Source organism: Bradyrhizobium sp. AUGA SZCCT0176 (genome assembly GCF_018130145.1).
Lineage (GTDB): Bacteria > Pseudomonadota > Alphaproteobacteria > Rhizobiales > Xanthobacteraceae > Bradyrhizobium.
Window position 1 is genome coordinate 1 of record NZ_JAFCMB010000040.1, and the last position, 21,471, is coordinate 21,471.

General features: G+C 64.5%; 15 protein-coding genes and 1 pseudogene. 1 reads left to right on the plus strand and 15 read right to left on the minus strand.

Annotated elements, in window-relative coordinates; all coding sequences use genetic code 11:
• Positions 1-337: 337 nt before the first annotated feature.
• The 13 genes and pseudogenes from ligA to ftsW form a co-directional block, all read right to left on the minus strand.
• Positions 338-2,494, minus strand: a complete 2,157-nt coding sequence (gene ligA, locus JQ600_RS36265; RefSeq protein ID WP_212392370.1) for an NAD-dependent DNA ligase LigA — start codon at positions 2,492-2,494, stop codon at positions 338-340.
• 210 nt (positions 2,495-2,704) lie between these two features.
• The gene (recN, locus tag JQ600_RS36270) at positions 2,705-4,378 is read right to left on the minus strand and encodes a DNA repair protein RecN (protein ID WP_212392371.1); all 1,674 of its coding nucleotides are present in this window, start codon (positions 4,376-4,378) and stop codon (positions 2,705-2,707) included.
• Between the two features lie 13 nt (positions 4,379-4,391).
• Positions 4,392-5,291: an outer membrane protein assembly factor BamD gene (locus tag JQ600_RS36275; protein ID WP_212269891.1), complete on the minus strand. Its 900-nt coding sequence runs from the start codon at positions 5,289-5,291 to the stop codon at positions 4,392-4,394.
• Between the two features lie 334 nt (positions 5,292-5,625).
• Positions 5,626-6,579, minus strand: a complete 954-nt coding sequence (gene lpxC, locus JQ600_RS36280; protein ID WP_212269892.1) for a UDP-3-O-acyl-N-acetylglucosamine deacetylase — start codon at positions 6,577-6,579, stop codon at positions 5,626-5,628.
• A 353-nt stretch (positions 6,580-6,932) separates the two neighbouring features.
• Positions 6,933-8,735 carry a cell division protein FtsZ gene (gene ftsZ, locus JQ600_RS36285; protein WP_212269893.1) on the minus strand — a complete coding sequence of 601 codons (1,803 nt, stop codon included), beginning with the start codon at positions 8,733-8,735 and terminating at the stop codon, positions 6,933-6,935.
• Positions 8,736-8,849: 114 nt separating this feature from the next.
• The gene (gene ftsA / locus JQ600_RS36290; RefSeq protein ID WP_212269894.1) at positions 8,850-10,172 is read right to left on the minus strand and encodes a cell division protein FtsA; all 1,323 of its coding nucleotides are present in this window, start codon (positions 10,170-10,172) and stop codon (positions 8,850-8,852) included.
• On the minus strand, positions 10,169-11,158 hold the full coding sequence (locus JQ600_RS36295; protein ID WP_212269895.1) for a cell division protein FtsQ/DivIB: 990 nt from the start codon (positions 11,156-11,158) through the stop codon (positions 10,169-10,171). The genes ftsA and JQ600_RS36295 overlap by 4 nt, the downstream gene beginning before the upstream one ends.
• A pseudogene (locus JQ600_RS37145) lies at positions 11,098-11,431 on the minus strand (D-alanine--D-alanine ligase); the annotation flags it as partial. The pseudogene JQ600_RS37145 and the gene JQ600_RS36295, both read right to left, overlap by 61 nt.
• Positions 11,432-11,508: 77 nt before the next feature.
• Positions 11,509-12,501 (minus strand): D-alanine--D-alanine ligase, encoded by a 993-nt coding sequence (locus tag JQ600_RS36300; RefSeq protein ID WP_212392372.1) that lies wholly within the window; start codon positions 12,499-12,501, stop codon positions 11,509-11,511.
• 122 nt (positions 12,502-12,623) lie between these two features.
• The gene (murB, locus tag JQ600_RS36305) at positions 12,624-13,505 is read right to left on the minus strand and encodes a UDP-N-acetylmuramate dehydrogenase (protein ID WP_409363361.1); all 882 of its coding nucleotides are present in this window, start codon (positions 13,503-13,505) and stop codon (positions 12,624-12,626) included.
• A gap of 44 nt (positions 13,506-13,549) precedes the next feature.
• Complete coding sequence (murC, locus tag JQ600_RS36310; RefSeq protein ID WP_212392374.1) at positions 13,550-14,953, minus strand: UDP-N-acetylmuramate--L-alanine ligase; 1,404 nt, start codon at positions 14,951-14,953, stop codon at positions 13,550-13,552.
• Positions 14,954-15,118: 165 nt separating this feature from the next.
• Complete coding sequence (murG, locus tag JQ600_RS36315) at positions 15,119-16,228, minus strand: undecaprenyldiphospho-muramoylpentapeptide beta-N-acetylglucosaminyltransferase (protein ID WP_212392375.1); 1,110 nt, start codon at positions 16,226-16,228, stop codon at positions 15,119-15,121.
• Positions 16,229-16,401: 173 nt separating this feature from the next.
• Positions 16,402-17,553 (minus strand): putative lipid II flippase FtsW, encoded by a 1,152-nt coding sequence (ftsW, locus tag JQ600_RS36320; RefSeq protein ID WP_212269901.1) that lies wholly within the window; start codon positions 17,551-17,553, stop codon positions 16,402-16,404.
• Between the two features lie 140 nt (positions 17,554-17,693).
• On the opposite strand from ftsW, the gene JQ600_RS36325 reads away from it, so the two are divergent.
• Positions 17,694-19,037, plus strand: coding sequence for a GDSL-type esterase/lipase family protein (locus JQ600_RS36325; protein WP_212392376.1), 1,344 nt, complete (start codon positions 17,694-17,696; stop codon positions 19,035-19,037).
• A 74-nt stretch (positions 19,038-19,111) separates the two neighbouring features.
• Here the strand turns inward: JQ600_RS36325 and murD are convergent, their stop codons facing one another.
• Complete coding sequence (murD, locus tag JQ600_RS36330) at positions 19,112-20,512, minus strand: UDP-N-acetylmuramoyl-L-alanine--D-glutamate ligase (RefSeq protein ID WP_212392377.1); 1,401 nt, start codon at positions 20,510-20,512, stop codon at positions 19,112-19,114.
• 128 nt (positions 20,513-20,640) lie between these two features.
• Positions 20,641-21,471: phospho-N-acetylmuramoyl-pentapeptide-transferase (mraY, locus tag JQ600_RS36335; RefSeq protein WP_212392378.1), on the minus strand; the 831-nt coding region annotated here is incomplete at its 5' end.

The following is a 21,471-nucleotide window of genomic DNA, read 5'->3' on the forward strand; positions in this document are numbered from 1 at the left end:
GCCAGGACCACACGGTTTTGCCGTACGCTTATCCACGCCGTCGTCTCAGCGCAAACCAGCGTCCATCGCAACCCGCCCAACGTCCGTGACGACGGCCGACGCCCTTCTGAGTAGGACGGGATGGGCAGATATATGCCCCTGATTTGTATTCTGGTAAACAGAAATATTTTTTATTCTGGGGCTTGACACAAATTCCGATAATCGGAACTGATTTGCCCGTCGGGTCGTTTTGTCGCATCTCTCTCCGTCATTCCGGGGTGATGCGACAGCATCGAACCCGGAATCTCGAGATTCCGGGTTCGCGCTACGCGCGCCCCGGAATCTCGAGAGAGAGCCATCACTCCCCGATCAGCGTCAGCCATTCATCTTCCGTCAGCACGGCGACCCCAAGCTCACGCGCCTTTGTCAGCTTTGAGCCGGCATCCTCGCCGGCAACGACATAGTCCGTCTTTTTCGACACCGAGCCCGCGACCTTGGCGCCGAGACGTTCCGCCACCGCCTTGGCTTCGTCGCGGGTGAATTTGGTCAGCGAGCCCGTGAACACCACGGTCTTGTCCGAGACCGGCGAGCTCTTGCGCGGCCGTTCGGCGGGCTTCACCTCGATCTCGCGCAGGAGTTCGCCGAGCGCCTTCACATTGCGCGGTTCGGCAAAGAACTCGACAACGGCTTCAGCCACGATCTCGCCGATACCGCCGATATTGTTGAGGTCCTGATAGGCCTCGGTGGTGTTCTCGTCATCCTTCGTGCCCTTGGCGGCCGCCAGCATCGCCTCGCGAAAATTATCGATCGTGTGGTAATGCCGCGCCAACAACTTGGCATTGCCCTCGCCGACGTGACGGATACCGAGCCCGTAGATCAAACGGTGCAGCTCGATGCTGCGGCGGGCGTCGATCGCGTTGAACAGGTTGCGCACCGAGGTCTCGCCATAGCCCTCGCGTTGCATCAGCTTGCTGGGGGAGCGGGCGTCACGCCTCTGCAGCGTGAAGATATCGACCGGCGACATCACTAGGCCGTCTTCGTAGAACTCCTGGATCTGCTTGTCGCCGAGGCCGTCGATATCGAACGCAAGCCGCGAGACGAAATGCTTCAGCCGCTCTGTCGCCTGCGCCGGGCAGATCAGGGCGCCGGTGCAGCGCCGCACCGCCTCGTCTTCCTCGCGCACCGCATGGCTGCCGCACACCGGACAAACTTCCGGAAATTTGTACGGCTTTGCGTTCTTCGGCCGCTTGTCCATGACGACGCCGACGACCTGCGGGATCACGTCGCCGGCGCGCTGAACGACCACGGTGTCGCCAATGCGCAGGTCGACGCCGTCGCGGATCGAGTTGCCGTCGTTGCCGATGCCCTTGATGTAATCCTCATTGTGCAGCGTCGCGTTGGAGACGACGACGCCGCCGACCGTGACCGGCTCGAGCCGCGCCACCGGCGTCAGCGCGCCGGTGCGGCCGACCTGGATGTCGATGCCGTTGAGGATCGTGGTGGCCTGCTCGGCCGCGAATTTGTGCGCGATCGCCCAGCGTGGGCTGCGCGACACGAAACCGAGGCGATCCTGCCAGTCGAGCCGGTCGACCTTGTAGACCACGCCGTCGATGTCATATCCGAGCGTGGCGCGCTCCTCGCCGATCTTGCTGTAGAATTTGAGAACGTCGTCGACGTTCTTGCAAAGCTCGGTCCGCGGGTTGACGACAAAGCCGGCTTTGTCCATCCACTCCAGCATGCCGTGCTGCGTATCGGCCGGCCGCTCGCTCATCTCACCCCAGGTATAGGCAAAGAATTTCAGCGGCCGCGACGCGGTGATCGAAACATCTTTCTGGCGCAGCGAGCCCGCCGCCGAATTGCGCGGATTGGCAAACACCGTATCGTCAGCTTCCGCCTGCTTCTTGTTCAGCTCGAGAAAATCCTTCTTGAGCATGTAAACTTCGCCGCGCATTTCGCAGGCCGCCGGAATGCTGCGGCCCCTCAACGTGTGCGGAATATCCTTGATGGTGCGGACATTGGCGGTGACATCCTCGCCGGTAAAGCCGTCGCCGCGGGTAGCTGCGCGGACCAGTTCGCCGTTCTCGTAGCGCAGCGACAGCGACAGGCCATCGATCTTCGGTTCCGCGACCAGCGCCGGAATATGATCGGCATCGAGCTTGAGGAAGCGCCTGACGCGATCGACGAATTCGGTGACGTCCTCGTCGCTGAAGGCGTTGCCGAGCGACAGCATGGCAACGGCGTGCTGCACTTTTGCGAACCCGCGCGCCGGCGCCGCGCCGACTTTTTGCGTCGGCGAATCTGTGGTGACCAGATCGGGAAACTTTGCCTCGATCGCCTCCAGCCGCTGACGCAATGCGTCATAAGCGGCATCCGAGACGGTCGGCGCATCCTTCTGGTAGTAGCGCTCGTTATGCGCCTCGATCTCCAGTGCCAGTCGCATCAACTCGACCTTGGCCTGGGCCTTGGTCAGCTTGGCGACGTCGGTAAGGGTCTTTGTCTTTGCTGTCTTGGCCATGACCGATCAATACGATGAAGATAGTTTGGAGAAAAGATGGGAAGGAACTCAGGCGTTCCCCGGATGCTGTGCAGCGCGTTCAAGATCGCGCGTCGCGCGACTCGGACGGTGCGCTGCTGATCCGGGGTCAACAACAACAGTCTTTTGTCGGTCCCGGCTCTGCGGGAGCAGCGCGAAGAGCGCTGCACCGCGTCCGGGACACGAGAAACGTTACGCCGTCGCCGCGCGGAGCAACCGGTCCGCCGCAGCGCGGGCTTCCGCAGTAATCTCCGCCCCTGCCAGCATGCGGGCGATTTCCTCGCGGCGGTGGTCGGCGGCGAGTGCGTTGACGCGGGTGGCGACGCGTTTGCCCTTGTCCATCGCGTCCTTGGAAATCAGGAGATGATGGTTGGCGCGGGCGGCGACCTGCGGCGCGTGCGTCACCGCCATGACCTGGACCTTGCCGGCAAGCCGCGCCAGCCGGGCGCCGATCGCATCCGCCACCGCGCCGCCGACGCCGGTATCGATTTCGTCGAACACCAGCGTGGGCGCCGAGCCGCGGTCGGACAGCACCACCTTGAGCGCCAGCAAGAAGCGCGACAGCTCGCCGCCGGAGGCGACCTTCATCATCGGCCCCGGCTTGGTGCCGGGATTGGTCTGGACCCAGAACTCGACCCGATCGATACCCTGCGGGCCCGGCGATTGGGCGTCGGTCTCGACCTGCGCCATGAATTTTGCGCGCTCGAGCTTCAGCGGCGCCAGTTCGGCGTTGACGGCCTTGTTGAGCTTTTCCGAAGCTTTGGTGCGGGCGGCGGAGAGTTTGGTTGCTGCGGCAGCATAGCGCTTGTCGGCTTCATCAGCGGCGGCTTCCAGCTTCTTCAATTGGTCCGCGCCGGCATCGATCAGCGCGACGTCGGAGGCGTATTTCGCGGCCAGCGCCGCCAGCCCCTCGACCGGCGTCGAATATTTGCGCGAGGCGGCGCGCAGCGCAAACAGCCGCTCCTCGATCCGCTCCAGCTCGGCCGGATCGAAATCGGCGGCAATCAGCGCGGCGCTCAGATGCTGATCGGCCTCCTCCAGCGCGTTGATCGCGATATCGATCGCCTTCACCGCGGGCTCGACCAGCGCGGGCGAATTGGCGGCGCGGCGTTCCAGCCGCCGCACCGCGGCCGCCAGCGCCGGCACCGGCGAATGGTTGCCGCCGACGGCCTCCTGCGCCTCGCGCAGATCGCTGGCGATCTTTTCGCCCTGCATCATCGTGGTGCGGCGTTCGGCGAGCAGGGTCTCCTCGCCTTCCCTGGGCCGCAGCGCTTTCAATTCGTCGGAGGCGTGGCGGAGGTAGTCGGCTTCACGGGCGGCGCGCTCCATGCCGGCGCGGTGGGCGTCGAGCGCGGCGTTGGCGGTGCGCCGGATATCCCACAGCGTTTCCAGCGCGGCCACGTCTTTTTCCAGCCCGGCGAAGGCGTCTAGCAGTTGCCGGTGGGTCGAGGCATCGACCAGCGCACGCTCGTCGTGCTGGCCGTGGATCTCGACCAGCGCAGCACCGACGGCTTTCAGGGTCTGCACGCTGATCGACTGATCGTTGACGAAGGCGCGGGTGCGGCCGTCGGCAAGCTGCACGCGGCGCAGGATCATTTCACCGGTATCGTCGAGGCCGTTTTCGGAAAGGATCTTTGCGGCCGGATGGCCCTTGGGCACGTCGAAGGTGGCGGTGACCTGTCCCTGCTCCACGCCATGGCGGACCAGCCCGGCGTCGCCGCGGCCGCCGAGCGCCAGCGCGAAGGCATCGAGCAGGATGGATTTGCCCGCGCCGGTCTCCCCGGTCAGCACCGCGAGGCCACGGGAAAACTCGATATCGAGCCGTTCGATCAGGACGATGTCACGGATCGACAGACGGGCCAGCATGCGAACTAAATTCCTAGCCGAGACCCATCTTCTTGAAGGCCCTGGAAATATAGGAACCCTGATTCTCGCTCGGCTCGAGACCGCCGGACTTTACTAGATTATAGGCGTCCTTGTACCAGCGACTGTCAGGAAAATTGTGCCCAAGGACGGCGGCGGCGGTTTGCGCTTCGCCGACGATGCCGATCGCAATATAGCCCTCGGTGAGGCGGAACAGCGCCTCCTCGACATGGCGCGTGGTCTGGTAGCGGGTGACCACGGTCTTGAAGCGGTTGATCGCCGCGGTGTAGTCGCGCTTTTTCATGTAATAGCGGCCGACATCCATTTCCTTGCCGGCAAGCTGGTCACGCCCGCCTTCGAGCTTGGCCTTGGCGCTGGTGGCGTATTCCGAGGTCGGATATTTGCGAATCACCTCTTCGAGCGCGGCGATCGCCTTTTCGGTGCGCCCCTGATCGCGCGAAATATCGGGGATCTGGTCATAATGGGAAGCCGCGATCAGATATTGCGCGTAGGCGGCGTCGGGGCTGCCCGGATGCAGCGTGACGTAACGGGTCGCCGCGCCAATGCAGCCATCATAGTCGCCGGCTGAGTAGAACGAGTACGCCGACATCAGCAGCGATTTGCGCGCATAGTCGGAATAAGGATGCTGCCGGTCGACCTCTTCGAATTTCTTCGTCGCCGCCTTCGCATCCTTGCGCTGGTTCATCAGGTACAAGCCCTCATTGTAGAGCTTGTCCGCGGGCTCCTCGATGAAGGTGTCGTCCTTGGCGGTGAACTTGTCCCACAGCGAACCGGTGCCGCATCCGCTCAAGGGGACGGCCAGCGCGATCAGGCCCGCCGCCAGCCGGAGCGACCGGCCGACCCGATAAAGGCCGGATGATTTGCATGGTTCGAGCGTCATACGCTGTGCCGACATGAAATGTGAGACCTGACGCCTTTTACGCAGTTGTAGCTACGCAGTTGGTAGCGGTGCGGTTGGTGAGCCCGTCCATCCATGAACCGCGGTCATGAACGCAATATTCCCCAAGCCCAATATTCCCCGGCCCCATATTCCCAAGCGCTCAGTATTTGTGGCGCCCTAGCTTACAACCGCGGGCCTATCTAGCCGAAAAATGGTCCTTAACCAACCGAATACGCAGGCATTTCGCCCGGATTAAGGCGGCAAGACACCATCGTTACTAATTGTGGTTACTACGGAAATTGGAATGGGCGGCCGGAAAGCCGGCTTCAGGACATTTCGAAATCGAAAGTCAGGACACGTCCGGGCCATAGGCCGGGGCAACCATACCGCCGACCATTCCGGCGCCGGCTTCGACGCGGGGGCGGCGTGCCGGTTCGGCCTCGACCACCCGCCAGGCGCTGCGATCGGCCATCAGGGCCGTCAGCACCGCGTGGTTTAGCTTGTGGCCGCCACGCGACGACCGGTAGGCGCCGAGCAGCGGCAGGCCGGCCAGCGCGAGATCACCGATCACGTCCAGCACCTTGTGGCGGGCGCATTCGTCGCTGTAGCGCAGGCCTTCGGTGTTGAGCAGACGGGTCTCGTCGAACACCACCGAATTCTCAAAGGACGCGCCGAGCGCGAAACCGGCGCTCCAGAGCCGCGCCACGTCATTCATGCAGCCGAAGGTCCGGGCGCGGGAAATCTCGCGGCGGAAGCTTTCGGGGCTCAGATCGAGCGAATAGCTCTGGCGGCCGATCACCGGATTCGCGAAGTCGATCTCGACCTCGGCGCGGAAACCGTTGGCATAAGGGCGCAGTTCGCCAAAGGAATCACCGAGCGAGACCTGCACCGGCTTCAGCACCTGGATGAAGCGGCGCGCGGCGGACTGGGTCACGATGCCTGCCTGATCGATGGCGGCGACGAAGGCAGCCGCGCTGCCGTCCATGATCGGAACTTCCGGGCCATCGACTTCGATGGTGGCGTTATCGACACCCATGCCCCGCAGCGCAGCAAGCACGTGCTCGGCGGTGGAAACGAGCGGGCCCTGGCGGTCGCCCAGTACGGTCGCAAAGTCGGTGGCAATCACAGAATCAGCGATGGCGGGAACTTCACGGTCGGCATCGTCCAGACCGGTGCGGACAAAAATAAAACCTGCGTCGACAGGCGCAGGTCCGATAGTCAGATTAACGGGTAAACCAGAATGTACGCCGACACCCGTCACGGTGGCTTGCGACCGAAGCGTTGTCTGACGGCTGAACTTCATTCGATAATCGCCCACTACCCGACTTATACCTTTAGACAGAAAAGGTCCGCTTTCGCGTCGAATCTGCTTCCGGTATCCCCAAGTCACGGCAGACCATAGTCACTGCCCTCAAGCGCACAACTCACGCTTTTTTACCGATTGTTACCCTATCTCTGCCGCATTCGCGCCAAGGCTTAACCAAATTCCGGCGCGGTCCGGCCTCGTCCCAGCCGCCGCATCAGATCACGGAACTCATAATTAATCATTTAATATCAGTGACTTGATTACGAAGCTGTGAAGCCTCTCGTGCCCAAGAAAAAGGCCCCGGCTGAAACCGCCGGGGCCTTTTGGGTTGCCTGAATTGTAACAAAACCTCAGTTGGACTGCCGCCGGAGGAAGGCCGGGATATCAAGATGGTCGTCGCCCTGTGGCTGCGCGGCAACAGGTGCGGGGCGGCCATGGACATCCAGACCCTGCGGCGCCGGACGGCGGGCATACTCCGATACCGGCTCGTTGCCCATCTGCTGGGCGACGGAACGCTGCGGTTTGCGCTCGGGGAGCGGCGGCAGCGGCGCCATCGCCGGACCGGAAGCGCGGGCCGCGATCGGCGGCTCGCTCTCTTCGTCGCGGCGGCCGAGGCCGACATTGGCCAGGCGCTGCAGCAGCGACAGCCGGGCCTTCTGCGGATGCTCTTCTTCCTGCTCGCCGCGAGCCTGCCGGATCTCGGCCTGGGCCGTCATCGGAAGGTCCTCGAACTTCGGCATCCGCGGGCTGCGGGCGGGCGGACGTTCGGCCGCCTGCGGGATGAAGGTCTCCGGCAACGCTGCCTGCGGTTCCGGCTCGGCGCGGGCTGCCTCGTTGTGATCCGGGAACAGCGTGGGCTTCTGGGCAATCGGGCGAACCGTGACGTCGCCATAGGAACCGGGCTGCAACGGCGCCTGGGCTTGCGGCACTTCCGGAGCGACCGCCGCGGCAATGGCGGCGAGCGCGGCACGCTCGACGCTGCTGGACGCGCGCTGCTGCGGGGCGGCGGCGGGAACCGGGGGTGGCGAGGCCTGCTGCACGGGCGCCTCGAGCTTCTGGGCGCGGTCGGCAAGGCGCTGGTTGTCAGCACGCAGCCGTGCGGTCAGATCGGCCAGACGGGTGTCCGGCGTCGAGGCGGGCGCGTTGGTCACGACAGCGGCAGGCGCTGCCGCGTTGCGCGCGATCAGCGCCTGTTCGATGCCGGTGGCCACGACGGAGACGCGGATCACGCCGTCGAGGTTTTCGTCGAAGGTCGCGCCGACGATGATGTTGGCGTCCTGGTCGACTTCCTCGCGGATGCGGGTTGCGGCTTCGTCGACTTCGAACAGGGTCAGGTCCTTGCCGCCGGTGATCGAGATCAACAGGCCGCGCGCCCCCTTCATCGAGCTATCGTCGATCAGCGGGTTGGCGATCGCGGCTTCGGCCGCGGTCAGCGCGCGCTTCTCGCCGGTGGCTTCGCCGGTGCCCATCATCGCCTTGCCCATCTCACGCATCACGGCGCGGACGTCGGCGAAGTCGAGGTTGATGAGGCCTTCCTTGACCATCAGGTCGGTGATGCAGGCGACGCCCGAGTAGAGCACCTGGTCGGCCATCGCAAAGGCGTCGGCGAAGGTGGTCTTTTCGTTGGCGACCCGGAACAGGTTCTGGTTCGGGATGATCAGGAGCGTGTCGACCACCTTGTGCAGTTCGGCAATGCCTGATTCGGCGGTGCGCATGCGGCGCTGGCCTTCGAAGTGGAACGGCTTTGTCACCACGCCGACGGTGAGGATGCCCATCTCGCGCGCGGTCTTGGCGATCACGGGGGCTGCACCGGTGCCGGTGCCGCCGCCCATGCCGGCGGTGACGAACACCATGTTGGCGCCGGTGAGATGATCGCGGAGCTCGTCGATGACCTCCTGGGCCGCGGCCGCACCGACATCGGGCTGCGATCCGGCACCTAAGCCCTGGGTCACTTGCGTGCCCATCTGCACGATGCGCTGGGCCTTGGACATGGTCAGCGCCTGCGCGTCGGTATTGGCGACGACGAAATCGACGCCCTGCAACCCGGCAGTGATCATGTTGTTGACGGCATTGCCGCCTGCTCCACCGACGCCGAAGACGGTGATCCGCGGTTTCAGCTCGCTGATGTCAGGGGGTGTCAGATTGAGTGCCATGGTTGCCTCTCGATTAATACGCGCGCGTTGGTTCGCCCCGGCCGACGGCCGCGGGAGTGGGTGCAGGAGTTGGTGCAGGAGTTTGTGAATGTCGTTTGGTATGAAAACCGGTCATCAGAAGCCCTCTCGCAGCCATCGTCCGACCCTTCCGAAATAGCCGTCAGTCCCTGTCCTGAGCTGCCGCGTATGCCGCGGTTCGACGTGTTCAAGGTGTGCGTATTGCGGATAGACCAGAAGGCCCGCAGGCACCGCGAACGAGGCGCTCTTGGCCTCATTGGGCAGCCGGCCGAAGCCGAGCGGGCGGCCGATCCGGACCGGCCGGTTGAGAATGCGGGTGGCAAGCTCGACGGTGCCGGTGAGCTGGGACGCGCCGCCGCTCAGGACAACCCGCGCCCGCGGCTCTGCCGCAAAGGGGGAATCCGCGAGCCGGTCCCGGACCATTTCAAAGATCTCCTCGGCGCGATGCCGGACGATGTTCGCGATCGTGGCGCGCGAGACGATCTGCGGCGCATCGCGCGCGTCATCGCCTGCGGTGGGTACGGACATCAACTCGCGCGCGTCTGACCCGCCGGTCAGCACGGTGCCGTATAAGGTCTTGATTCGCTCGGCATCCGCAATGCATGCGCCGACGCCGCGTGCAAGATCCATCGTCATGTGTTGCCCGCCGACCGCAAACCCCGAGGCGTGCACGAAGCGTCCGGCCGAATAGGTCGCGATCGTGGTCGATCCGGCGCCCATCTCGACCACGGCGGCGCCGATGTCGGCTTCGTCGTCGGTGAGGACCGAAAGGCCGGCCACATAAGGACTTGCGGCCATGGCCTCGACGTTGAGGTGGCAGCGCTCGACCACCAGCATCAGGTTCTTGGCCACCGTCGCATCCGCGGTGACGACGTTCATGTCGACGCCGAACTGCCGCGCCACCATGCCGCGGGGATCGCGGATGCCCTTGACGCCATCCAGCGTGTAGCCGACCGGCAGCGCATGCAGCACGGTGCGGCCTTCGCCGGTGGCGTGGCGCATGCCGGTGGACGTCACGCGGGTGACATCTTCCGAGGTGACCGAGCCGCCTCTGATATCGGCGGCGGCTTCGACCAGCTGGCCCTGCAGCCGGCCGCCGGAGACCGACAGCAAGACGGATTCGACGCGGACCTTGGCCATGCGTTCGGCCAGCGCCACCGCCTGGCGCACGGCCTGTTCGCATTCGGCAAGATCGACCACCGCGCCGGCCTTGACGCCGCGCGACTGGATCTGGCTGTAACCGATCAGCTCGACCGCGTGGCTGCGGCCGCGCAGTGCCTCGTTCGGCGGCGACGGCTTCAGCCGCGCGATCATGCAGGCGATCTTGCTGGTGCCGATGTCGAGCGAGGCCACCAGCGCGGTGCGCTTCTGCGCCATCGGCCGCGTCTTCGGGGTCTGGTTGCGATCGAGGCCGGTCATGCTGCGTCACCGGCTTTTTTCTTGGTCTTCTTGTCCTTGAACAGTTCCTCGCGGGCCTTCGCCGCGTCTTCGGACAACAGCACCGTCAGCCGGTCCGGCAGGCGCATGTCGACCACGACGATGTCGCGGGAGAACAGCCTGTCCTCCTTGTCGAGCTTGCTCAGCAGCGCCAGCGCATTGCCGACGTCATGTTCCGGCAGGCGGATATCGAGACCGTCCTTGAGGCGCAGGTTCCAGCGCCGTTCGCCGACATAGATCGCAGCCTTGGTCACGCTGCGGACCTGCGGATAGCGATCCAGCAGCGCCAGGAAGTCCCGCGCCTTGTCGGCGGCGCCCTTGCCCACCACCAGCGGCAACGAGATGAAGCGCCGCGACATATAGGGTTCGAGCACCGCGCCATCCTCGGCGATGACGGACAGCCGGCCGTCCTGCTGCCACAGCGCGAACGCGGTACGCTCGACGATGTCGATCTGCAGCCGGCCGGGATAAAGCTTCAGGATCGCGGCGTCCGATATCCAGGGATTGGTCTTGAGCTTGTCGCGCACGGTAGCGGCATCGAGGAACAGCAGCGATGAGCGGCCGTTGACGCCGCCGATCGCGAGCACTTCATCCTGGCTCAACTGCTTGCGGCCGTTGATGGCCACCTCGGTGATGCGGAAACCGGCCGAATTCGCCAGCGCGTTGCGGGTATCGCTGAGCGCACCGACGAACTCGTCGACATGGCCGCCCTTGACGACACCGAGCAAGGCGCTGCCGAGCAGCATCAGCACGGTCAGGGCGACGCCGGCACGATTGGGGAGGTAACGTTCGAGCCACAGGATCAGGCGATGCGGCGGCTCGCGGTCGATTACCCGCTTCGCCCGCACGCGGGCGCGCAGGCCCAGCCGCTCGCGCAACAGCACGACCGCTCCGATAGCGGCGGCTTTCAGGTCAGCTTGGGGCCCCAGCGATCGCAGCGATCGAGCGAGGCGTCCTGCACCATCCATTGCACGAGCTCGTCAAAAAGTTGTTCCCGCAAAAAGGCTTGCGGGCTCTGGCGCACGTGATGTCTCGGTGATGCCGGGATGGGTTAAGACCTCGGTTGTGAGGAGGCCATTCTTCCCTCGATGCGATCGTCGAAGCGGAAATCCGCAACAGCTTACGCCCCGGCAGCCAAGCGCCACATGCGCCGCCAGCGTTAACCTTCGGACTTCCTGGTAAACAAAGGGTAAATCTGACCGGTCAGCGGCGTGTTTTGAGCAGCCTTGTGAGTAGTTTGCCGGGCATTGGTTAGGATTTTAGTAATATTTCATCCGGGCCGGGTGGGTTCCCTCACCTGACGCATTAACCCGGCGAATCACCCCCGCCTGTCGACACGCTTTTCGGCCAGTACGATCTGGTCGCGCAGGAAATCGGAAAAATCGATTCCCTGGGCCTTCAGCGCCTTCGGATAGAGCGAGGCGGCGGTCAGCCCCGGCAAGGTGTTGGTCTCGAGATAGACCAGCCCCTTGGCCGAGACGATGAAATCGCTCCGCGAATAGCCGCTGCATGACAGTGCCCGGTGCGCCCGGTGCGCCTGATCCATCAGGGCAGCGGTGATCGCGGGCGAAAACCGGCCAGGGCAGATCTCCTGGGTCGATTTGAGCAGGTATTTTGCCGTGTAGTCGAACGCGCCCTCGCCCGGGATGATCTCGACCGGCGGCAGCGCCATGATGGTGCCGTCGGATCGCTCCAACACGCCACAGGTGGCTTCGGTGCCGGAAACGAATGCCTCGATCAGATAGTCCTCTGTCTTGGCGGCGTTGCGGACCGCGACGAGGTCCTGCCTGGCGTTGACGAAGATCAGGCCGTAGCTCGATCCGTCCCGCGCCGGTTTCGCAATCAGCTTGCCGTATTCGGCGAACGCGGCGTCGATATCATCAAGCGCGATGCCTACCGGCGTCTCCACGCCCGCAATCGCCGCAAAGCGCTTGGCCGCGGTCTTGTCGAAGGCCAGATTTGAGGACGCCGAGCCGGACCCGGTGAAGGGAATGCCGCGCAGCTCGCACATCGCCTGCAGTTCGCCGTTCTCCGCCCGGCCGCCGTGCAGGCCGAGCACCAGCACGCGATCTTCGGCTTTCGCTTTATCGAGCGCCGCTTCGAATGCGATGCCGCGATTGCCGGGGTCGAACTCGTCCTCGAACGGACGCTGGTGATTGAGCAGGGTTTCCGACTTTACGTCGTGCACGGTGTCGGCGACGTGCCAGAACCACAGATCCGCCTCCGGCAAGGCACGATGCAGCGCCTGTGCGCTCGCCACTGAAACCAGCCGCTCCTTGTTGGTGCCGCCGAAGAGAATGGTAATCCGCATCAGTGCTGCCCTGCTCTTTCGTCATTCCGGGATGGTCCGAAGGACCAGACCGAAGGTGCGCAATTGCGCATCGGGGAATCTCGAGATTCCGGGTTCGCGCTTCGCGCGCCCCGGAATGACGACTATGTTGGAATTCCGATCCGCTTGATTTCCCAGTGTAACTCGATTCCGGAGTTTTCCTTAACCCGCGCACGCACCGTTTCACCCAGCGTTTCAATGTCATGCCCGGTCGCGTTGCCAGTATTGATCAGGAAGTTGCAGTGCATTTCCGACACCTGGGCGCCGCCGACGCGCAGGCCGCGGCAGCCGGCGGCGTCGATCAGCTTCCAGGCGCTGTTGCCGGGCGGGTTCTTGAAGGTCGACCCGCCGGTCTTTTCGCGGATAGGCTGCGCGGTCTCGCGATGGGTCTGCACTTCCTCCATCCGCGCCCGGATGGCTTCGGGCGCGGCAATGGCGCCGCGGAAACGTGCGGAGGTGAAGATGATGGAAGGATCAACGCCGCTGTTGCGATAGACGAACTTCATGTCGGCATTGCTGAAGGCATGTTTCGTGCCGTCACGGCCGATGCCGGTGGCCTCGATCAAGACGTCATTGGTCTCGCTACCATTGGCGCCGGCATTCATCCGCAGCGCGCCGCCGATCGTGCCGGGAATGCCGAACAAGAATTCCATGCCGCCGATAGTGGCGGATGCCGCGGTTTCCGCCACCCGCTTGTCGAGCGCGGCGGTGCCTGCGATCACGACGTCGCCATCGGCCCGGGTCTCGCCGAACGCGCGCGGCGACAAGCGGATCACGACGCCGGAAATGCCGCCATCGCGCACGATCAGGTTGGAGCCGACGCCGACGACATAGACCGGCAATTCGTTCGGCAGTTTTTTCAGGAAGTACGCGAGATCATCTTCATCCGACGGCGTGAACAGCACCTGCGCCGGACCGCCGACGCGAAACCAGGTCAGCTCCGCCAGCGATTGGTTCGCCAGCAGCCGCCCGCGCAGGTCGGGCATCGCAGCCTTGAGATCGGGGGTGATGTCGGGGAATGCTGCCACGTCTAACCCAGCGCCTTCAATTCGCCGGGCAGCGCGTAGGCCCATTGCGTGATGTTGCCGGCGCCGAGGCAGACCACGTAATCGCCATTGTCCGCGATGCCGCTGATCACCTTGGCCAGTTCGGAAGAATTTTGCAGCGGAATCACCTCGCGATGGCCGTGCGCGCGCAGGCCGAGCACGAAATGGTCGCGATCGATTCCCTCGATCGGCGCCTCGCCGGCCGGATAGACTTCGGCGACGACGACCGCATCGGCGTCGTTGAAGCAGGTACAAAATTCCTCGAACAGCGATTGCAGCCGGGTGAAGCGATGCGGCTGCACCACGGCGACGATCTTGCCGCTGGTGGATTCGCGCGCCGCCTTCAGCACCGCTGCGATCTCGACCGGGTGATGGCCGTAATCGTCGATGATGGTGACGCCGTTCCATTCGCCGGTCTTGGTAAAGCGCCGCTTGACGCCGCCAAAACCCGCCATCGCCTTGCGGATCACCTCGTCGGAAATGGCGAGTTCATGCGCCACCGCGATCGCCGCCGTCGCATTCGATGCGTTGTGGCGTCCCGGCATCGGCAGCATGATGTCGGGTATCTCGTGCGTCGCGCCGGTCTTGCGGTTGCGGAACACGACCTTGAATTTCGAGCCGCCGCCCATCGGCGTAAGGTCAACCAGCCGCACATCGGCCTGCGGGTTCTCGCCATAGGTGATGATGCGGCGATCCTCGATCTTGCCGACGAGGGTCTGCACCACAGGATGATCGGTGCACATCACGGCAAAGCCGTAGAACGGCACGTTCTCGACGAAATTGCGGAATGCATCCTGGATCGCCTCGAAAGTGTTGAAGTGATCGAGATGCTCGGGATCGATGTTGGTGACGATCACGACATCGGACGGCAGCTTCAGGAACGTGCCGTCGCTCTCGTCGGCCTCCACCACCATCCAGTCGCCCGCGCCCAATCGCGCGTTGGAGCCATAGGCATTGATGATGCCGCCGTTGATCACGGTCGGATCGAGGTCGCCGGCGTCGAGCAGCGTTGCGACCATCGTCGTCGTCGTGGTCTTGCCATGGGTGCCGGCGATCGCGACGCAGCTTTTCAGCCGCATCAGTTCGGCCAGCATTTCGGCGCGGCGCACCACGGGAATGCGCTGGGCACGCGCCGCCATCAGTTCGGGATTATCGCGCTTGATCGCGGTCGAGACCACCACCACGTCGGCGCCGTCGACATTCTCGGCCTTGTGGCCGACCGAGACTGATATGCCCTTGTCGCGCAGCCGCGTGACGTTGCCGCTTTCAGAGGCGTCCGAACCCTGCACGGTATAGCCGAGATTGCACAAAACCTCGGCGATGCCGCTCATGCCAATTCCGCCGATTCCGACGAAGTGGATGGGTCCGATCTCGCGCGGCAGTCTCATGCGTCAATCCTTGGCTGTCATCGCCCGCCAACGGGTCGGCCGAATGGCCGCCCGATGACAGGCTCCAGCGGGCGATCCAGTACTCCGCGCCGCCAGTGTGTCCAATCAGCGGCGCGATGTACTGGATGCCCCGCTTTCGCGGGGCATGACAAGAGCTTTTTCCGCCTAGATTCCGGCAACTTTCTGCACCAGATCGGCCAGCCGCTGGGCAGCGTCCAGCCTGCCCACAGTGCGGGAGGCGGCGGCCATCTCGGTAAGCTTCGCCGGCTCGGCGGCGAATGCGGAAATTTCGGAAGCCAGGCGGTCCGGCGTGAACTCCGCCTGCGCGATGCGCAGCGCGCCGCCGACCTTGGCCAGCACGCCGGCATTAGCGAACTGGTCCTGATCGATCGCGCCGGGCAGCGGCACCAGGATCGAGGGCCGGCCGATCGCGGCGAGCTCGGCCACCGTGCCGGCGCCGGAGCGCGAGACCACCAGATGGCTGGAGGCCAGCCGCGCCGGCAAATCCGTGAAGAACGGCGCCAGCTCGGCGTTGATCTTGAGCCGGTCATAGATCGCGCGCACCCGCGCCATGTCTTCTTCCCGCACCTGTTGCGTCAGGATCAGCCGGCTCCACAGCACCGGCTCCAGCCGTTCGATCGCCGGTGGCACGATGTCGCTCATCACGCGCGCGCCCTGGCTGCCGCCGACCACCAGCAGGCGAAGCGGTCCGTTCGCCTCCGGCGAAGCAAAGGGTATAGCGGCGGCGGCCAGGATCGCCGGACGCATCGGCGTGCCCACCGTCGTTGCCTTGCTTGCCAGCGCCGGATCGCGGTCGAGCACGCCCGGCAGCGAGGTCGCGATCGCGTTGACGCGGCTTGAGAGAAACCGGTTGGCGCGGCCGAGCACCGCGTTGGCGTCGTGAAGGAGGCTGGGCACGCCGAGCCATCTGGCCGCCATCAGCGGCGGCAGCGTCGGATAGCCGCCGAAGCCGATCACGGCTGATGGCTTCAGCCGCCGCACCAGGTTCAGCGCTATGAGGCCGCCATAGCCGAGCATGACAGCGGTGCGCGCCAGCGAGATCGGATTGCGGCCACGCACAGTCTCACTCGGCACCACGTCGATATTGTCATTGGCCCTGGAGAACAAGCCGCTGTAGCGCAGCGCGCGGGCGTCGGTCGCGAGCCGCACGCGAAAACCGCGTTTGATCAGCTCGACGCCGAGCGCTTCGGCCGGAAACAAATGGCCGCCGGTGCCGCCGGCCGCGAGTAAAATCAGGCGTGCGTTTTTTTCCATGGGAGGTCTTTTATAGACAACAAGCCGTCATTGCGAGCGGCGACGAATGCGGTTCTCTTGCCCCGGGCGCAGCGCAGCGCGCCGCCTTTCGCGGCGTGGTGCGCTGCTGAACCGGGGCCCATTGGCGCGACATCCTGGGGGATCTGCGCTTCGCTTGTCCGGGACACGAGCGCCTAGGCGTAACTCCGCACCGAGTTGGCATTGTTCTGCGACTCGATCTCGGTGCGCGGCCGCTGCCGCGTCAGCGCCAGCATCATGCCGACGCCGTAAGCCAGCGAGAGGAACGAGGAGCCGCCATAGGAGATGAACGGCAGGGTCATGCCCTTGGCGGGGATCAGCTGCAAATTGACCGCCATGTTGATGGCGGCCTGCACGCCGAACAGGATGGCGAGGCCGGAAGCGGCAAACCGGGAGAACATGTCCTCGCTGGCGTAGGCGCGCAGCAATGTGCGGATCACGACAAAGGCGAACAATGCCACCAGCGCCAGGCACAGGATGATGCCGAACTCTTCCGCCGCCACCGCGAACACGAAGTCGGTGTGGCTGTCCGGCAGGCTGCGCTTGGCGATGCCTTCGCCGGGCCCGAGCCCGAACCAGCCGCCGTTCCAGAATGCATCCATCGCCATGTCGAGCTGGAACGTATCGCCCGAGCCGGGATTCATGAAGCGTTTGATGCGGTGCGCGACGTGCGGCACCAACAGATACGCGCCGAACAATCCGGCTGCGGCGGCGCCGGCAAGACCGGCCACCCAGATCATCCGCATGCCCGCGATGAAGAACAGCGCGCCCCACACCATCAGGATCAGCATGGTCTGGCCGAAATCCGGCTCCATCACCAAGAGCGACACCAGCATCAACAACAGCACCATCGCCATCGAGGTCGCCGGCATCTCCGGACGCTTGGTCGATTCCGCAAACAGCCACGCCGCGATCACGACGAAAGCGGGCTTGGCGGATTCCGAGGCCTGGATGTTGACGCCGAGCAGCGTGATCCAGCGCCGCGAACCCTTGACCTCGGCGCCGAACACCAGCGTCGCCACGATCAGCACGATCGAGACCGCAAATACCAAGAGCGCCCCGCGGCGGATGTGTTTCGGGGACATGAAGGATACCCCGATCAGCACGATGAAGGACGGCAGCAGGAACATCACGTGCCGGTTGAAGAAGTGGAAGGGATCGAGCCCGATCCTTGTCGCCACCGGCGGGCTCGCCGCCAGCGACAGGATGACGCCGCCCACGACCAGCGCGATAATCGCCGCGAGCAGCAGTCTATCCACGGTCCACCACCATTCCGAGAACGGGGTGCGTTGGTCACGGGCGAGCATGGGCGTCCCCAAATGGCAGAGGTAACGTCCATTGGTGGCGGAGGATGGTTTCCAAGGGGTTAATAGGGTCCGTCAAATTTTCGGTTTCAAGAGTTGCGCCCGCGGCTATAGGGTGGGCCCCAAAATCAAAGGGGGAAACCATGCAGTCGCTCACCTGTCTCGTCGCAGCATCGCTGCTCGTCGCATCGCTTCAGGGCGCATCCGCCAAGGACGAGAACTGGGTGGTTTCCTGGACGGGTTCGGTCCAGGGCCCCTATCCCGTCGGTAACCCCTCCGCCCAGCCCGACCAGAAATTCGCCTTCCCCGATCCTGCGGCGGGCGCGCGGGACCAGACCTTTCGCCTGATCGTGCGGCCCGATTTGTGGGGCCGCCAGGCGCGCCTCCGTTTCAGCAACGCCTTCGGCACCAAGCCCGTGACGTTCGACGGCGTTTGTGCCGGCCTGCAATTGGGCAGTGCGGCGCTGCTCCGCGGCTCCAATCGCCTGGTGACGTTTGGCGGCAAGATGTCCATCACCGTCCCACCCGGCACCTCGGTCTGGAGCGACGCGGTCACGCTGCCGTTCGCAGGGCAGCCCGACAACCTCGCCGGCCGCAAGCTCGCGGTGAGCTTTCACATCGCCGGTGAGAGCGGTCCGATGACCTGGCACGCCAAGGCGCTGACGACCTCTTACGTCACCGCGCCCGGCGCCGGATCCAAAGGCACCTTGGAGGACGAGGCGGCCTTCCCCTATACGACCGCATCCTGGTTTTTCCTCGATGCGATCGAGATGACCGCGCCCACGGATGCTTTCGCCATCATGGCGTTCGGCGATTCCATTACCGACGGCACCGCGTCCACCATGAACGGCGACGACCGCTGGCCCAACGTGCTCTCGCGCCGCCTCAAGGCAATCCATGGCAACAAGGTCGCGGTGGTGAATGGCGGCATCGGCGGCAACCAGATCGCCGGACCTGCCGAGTACGGCGCAAGCAAACCATTCGCCGGCGGCCCCGCCTCGGGCCAGCGGCTCGACCGCGACGTGCTGACGCTCTCCGGCATCTCCAGCCTGATCTGGCTGGAAGGCATCAACGACTTCAGCAAGAACGGCAACGCCGAAAGCGAGAAGGTCATCGCAGCGATGAAGGAAGGGGTCGCCCGGCTGCGCGCGAAATGGCCGAATGTCCGCGTGATCGGCGCCACCGTGACCACGGCATTGGGAAGTTCCAGCGCGGCGCATGGTTTCGCCGAACAGGACACCAAGCGAAAGGCACTGAACGACTTCATCCGTACATCAGGCACATTCGACGGCGTGATCGATTTCGACAAGGCGACGCTCGATCCGCAATCGGGTGGCCTCAAGCCGGAGTTCGTGCCCGACAGCACGACGGGAGGCGCCGGCGACAAGCTGCATCCCAATCGCACGGGTTATCTGGCGATGGGCCAGGCGATCGACCTCGATCTGTTCAAGCCAGCGCGAACCGGTCGAAGTGCGAAGAAGCAATAGGCGTAGGATGGATGGAGCCAACCGGGCGCGCATTCGCGCGACCCGTTGGCTCTACCCATCCTACGCTGTGCCGCTCACACCACCGGCTTCACACCCGGCATCGCCGTGACGAGATCGCGAAACTTCGCGCCGCGGATTTCGAAGTTGCGGTACTGGTCGAATGAGGCGCAGGCCGGCGACAGCAGGACTACGGGGTCAGTGAGGCCTGAGGCTTCGGCGTCGCGCGCGGCGCTGGCGACGGCAACATCGAGCGTCTGCGAAATCTCGTGCGGCACGCGGGTGCCAAGCGTGCCGGAAAACTCCTGCGCGGCTTCGCCGATCAGATAGGCTTTGCGGATGCGCGGGAAATATTCGGTGAGGCTGGTAATGCCGCCGAGTTTCGGCTTGCCGCCGGCGATCCAGAAGATATCGCCAAAGGACGACAGCGCATGCGCCGCCGCGTCCGCATTGGTGCCTTTGGAATCGTTGACGAACAGCACATTGCCGCGGCGGCCGACCTGCTCCATGCGGTGCGCGAGACCCGGAAAACTGCGCAGGCCGTTCTGCAGCATGTCGGTCGAGATTCCCATCGCCAGCGCGCAGGCCGCGGCGCACGCCGCATTCTGGGCGTTGTGCAGGCCGCGCAATGAACCGATGCCGCCGAGCTTTGCGATTTCGCTCCGCGCGCCGCCGGAAGCACGAACGATGGTTTCGCGCTCGACATAGACGCCGTCGGGCAGCGGGTTTTTCACGGAGATACGCACCACGCGCTTGCCGGCCTGATCGAGCCGGTCGGCGATGTTGCGGCACCAGCCGTCGTCGACGCCGACGATGGAGGTGCCCTGCGGCTGCACGCCGGCAACCAGCCGCGCCTTCACCGCCGCGTAGTGCTCCAGCGTGCCGTGGCGATCGATATGGTCTTCGCTGACGTTGAGCAGAATGCCGACCGACGGATCGAGCGAGGGTGCCAGATCGATCTGATACGATGACATCTCGATCACATGCACCCGCCCCATCCGCGGCGGTTCCAGCGACAGGATCGCGGTGCCGATATTGCCGCCCATCTGGGTATCGTAACCGGCAACCTTCATCAGATGCGCGATCAGCGCCGTGGTGGTGGATTTTCCGTTGGTCCCGGTGATGGCGACGAACGGCGCATCGGGTGCGTGACGCCTTCGTTCCCTGCAGAACAATTCGACGTCGCCGATCACCTCGACGCCGGCCTGCCGCGCCATCAGCACGGACCAATGCGGCGCCGGATGGGTCAGCGGCGCGCCGGGGGTCAATATCAGCGCGGCGAAGTTATCCCAGGGTATGCTGCGCAAATCGGCGGTGATGAAACCTTCTTGAGCCGCCTTGGCGACGTTATCGGCGCTGTCGTCGCCGGCAATCACCTCCGCGCCGCCCGCCTTCAGCGCGTGGCAGCTCGCGAGTCCGGAGCCGCCGAGCCCGAACACGGCGACCGTCTTGCCCGCGAAGGAAGTGACGGGGATCATGGGTTAGCCCGTCATTCCGGAAACCGCGCAGCGGTTATCCGGAATCTCGAGGTTCTCAGATGCGCAATTGCGCATCATAGTTCGCGCTTCGCGCGCCCCGGAACGACAGTGGTGGGATTGCAAGACCATCACCGCAGCTTCAGCGTGGAGAGGCCGGCCAGCGCCAGCATCACCGAGATGATCCAGAACCGGATCACGATCTGCGGTTCGGTCCAGCCTTTCTGCTCGAAATGATGATGCAGCGGCGCCATCCGGAATACGCGTTTGCCGGTCAGCTTGAACGACACCACCTGCACGATCACGGAAACCGCTTCCAGCACGAACAGGCCGCCGATCACGGCCAGCACGATCTCGTGTTTGACCGCAACCGCGGTCGCCCCCAGCATGCCGCCAAGCGCGAGCGAGCCGGTGTCGCCCATGAAGATCGACGCCGGCGGCGCGTTGAACCACAGGAATCCCAATCCGGCGCCGAGCACCGCGCCGCACAGCACCGCAAGCTCGCCGGTGCCGGCGACGTATCTGATCTGCAGATAGTCGGAGAACACCGCGTTGCCGGTCAGATAGGCAATCATGCCGAAGCTGGCGGCCGCGATCATCACGGGGACGATCGCAAGACCGTCGAGACCGTCGGTCAGGTTGACCGCGTTGCCGGCGCCGACGATGACGAAGGCGCCGAAGATCACGAAGAACCAGCCGAAATTGAACACCATGTCCTTCAGGAAAGGAATCGCCAGCGACGTCGAGGTCACGTCGCGCCCGAGCCGCACCAGCGCGTAACAGGCGATCAGCGCGATCACGCCTTCGATGGCGAGACGAAACTTGCCGGCAAAACCGCTATGGGTCTGTTTCGTCACCTTCAGATAATCGTCATAGAAGCCGACGAAGCCGAAGCCGAGCGTCACCGCGAGCACGATCCAGACATAGGGATTGAGCGGGTTGGCCCACAGCAGCGTCGAGAC